The 2,423-nt window shown below is 29.2% G+C and carries 2 protein-coding genes; both read left to right on the top strand.

The window, feature by feature from the left end; translation table 11 throughout:
- Positions 1–791: 791 nt before the first annotated feature.
- A complete protein-coding gene (locus LFT63_RS12605; protein ID WP_058714406.1) occupies positions 792–947 on the top strand; it encodes a beta-class phenol-soluble modulin in 156 nt (51 codons plus the stop codon).
- 388 nt (positions 948–1,335) lie between these two features.
- Complete coding sequence (locus LFT63_RS12610) at positions 1,336–2,259, top strand: protein rep (protein ID WP_049391433.1); 924 nt, start codon at positions 1,336–1,338, stop codon at positions 2,257–2,259.
- Positions 2,260–2,423 lie beyond the last annotated feature (164 nt).

A 2,423-nucleotide genomic window follows, 5' to 3' on the forward strand; every position in this document is an offset into this window, starting at 1 on the left:
TAGAAATATTAATCAAATATTTTGTTAATGTTAATTTACGAATCCTATGTAGGATTCATTAGAATTCATAAATCCTAAAAACTGTTAAACTCAGTATTGGTATATCTTCTCACGATTTTAAATTTTAGTAGTAAAAATGCCATTGATAATATTTTTACATCCAACATATCTTTGTGTATAAATACCTTTATATCAGCTTTCAAAGGATATGGAGAGAACCTTAGCTATGCTAAGTGCCATTTATGGCATTATTCTCCCTTATCCTGTTTCTTTAGGATTCGAAAAATTCTGAAGCAACTTTAGAAAAAAATTTGTTTTGCATATATGCATTCATTTAATGTTATTGATTTATGTGTTATATGGTTCATATTTGCGTTTTAAGAGCCAATATAAGATTTTAGGCATAAAACTATATAAATAGTTCCTAATTCTTAAAAACACCCCTTTAAAAAGCAAATAAAGCATATGTGTGTGCGTAGTACACCATGTACACGCCGTACATAGCGTACACAAAGTGTAAGCACGCATTTATGCCGAGAAAATTTATTGATGTTGAGAAGAACCCTTAACTAAACTGTATCGACGAATGTCGGCATAGCGTGAGCTATTAAGCCGACGAGTCGACAGTTTTAGGGATTGTTAAGGGTTCCGAGGCTCAATATCAATAAAGCAATTGGAATAATGCAATTAATTATTAAGATGTTGTAAATTTTTAAATTTTAGAAGTAATTTATGATGAGATATGTTATTTTGAGGTTGTAATAACTCTATATGTAAGGAGGTTTATTTTCATGGAACATATTTCAAAATTAGGCGAAGCTATCGTTAATACAGTTTCAGCAGGACAATCTGGAGATGGTGCTGAATTAGCTAAATCAATCGTTAATATTGTGGCTAACGGTGCTGGTTTAGCAGGAGATATTGCTAAAGCATTTGGTTTAATGTAATAGGTATCTTCACTCATTACATATAAAGAGATTAATCAACTAATCGTTGATTAATCTCTTTTTTTGTTTTTCGATGGTTTTTTTATTTGCTGTTATATCTTTTAAATTTAGTAATAAAAAAACAATCATTTTGAGTGTTTTTTTGTGGTTTTTAAGACGAGTGAAACGAGTCTTTTCTTATCTTGATACTATAGGTAACTATTACAATTTACAAATAGTACGTAAAGATGCAGTAACGACGGCGTTTAAGCACAAAAAAAGTTGCTTTTTCTTACCTAGTATAGTAAGGTTTTAATTGTCCAGAAAAAAACTTTACTAGAAAGGAGAAAAAGCAACTTTTTTATAACATTAGTTTGTGTAAAACTAAGTTGTTTTTAGGTTATATAACATGGATAAGTATACTGAGAAGAAACAAAGAAATCAAGTATTTCAAAAATTTATTGAAAGACATGTAAAAGAAGGACAAATGGATTTGATAAGGGAGTGCAATACATTCTTGAGTTTTGTGGCAGATAAAACATTAGAGAAACAGAAATTGCATAAATCTAATTTATGTAAAAATCGATTTTGCCCTGTATGTGCGTGGAGAAAAGCGAGAAAAGATGCATTAGGTTTATCATTGATGATGCAATATATAAAACAAAAAGAAGATAAGCAATTCATCTTTTTAACACTTACGACGCCAAATGTAACAAGTAAGCATTTGGAAAGTGAAATAAAACATTATAATGAGTCATTTAGACGATTAAGCAATCGTAAGCATTTTAAGTCTATAGCTAAAGGTTACGTGAGAAAATTAGAGGTTACTTACAACAAAAAACGTGATGATTATAACCCACATTTTCATGTTTTGATTGCTGTTAATAAATCATATTTCACAGATAAAAAATATTATATAAGCCAAAAAGAATGGCTTGAATTATGGCGTGATGTGACAGGTAATCAAGATATTACACAAGTTCATGTTCAAAAAGTTAAGCAAAACAATAATAAAGAACTTTATGAAATGGCTAAATACTCTGGTAAAGATAGCGATTATCTCGTTAACCAAAAAGTATTCGACGCATTCTATAAAGCATTAAAAGGTAAGCAAGTTTTGGTATATTCTGGATTATTTAAAGACGCACGCAAAAAGTTAAAAAATGGCGAATTGGACTACCTCAAAGAAAGTGATCCAACTGAATATATTTACCAAATTTTCTATGTATGGAATCAAAAAGAGTATCTAGCAAGTGAAATTTACGACTTAACAGAACAAGAAAAAAGAAAAATTAATCATCAAATGATAGACGAAATCGAGGAAGAACAATAACAAAATATGAGTGCTAATATTTGAATTTTGAGTGCATTAAATTTTATGCACGAAGTGATCATAAAATTTAAAAACGAATTTGCGACCATCATTTTTGGTCGTTTTTTTTGAGTTTAAGTTAAAAATTATAGTTAAAAACAATGTATAACATTGCATTATTATAC

This window comes from Staphylococcus sp. FSL H8-0121 (assembly GCF_038008425.1).
In the GTDB taxonomy this organism is placed as follows: Bacteria; Bacillota; Bacilli; order Staphylococcales; family Staphylococcaceae; genus Staphylococcus; species Staphylococcus pasteuri.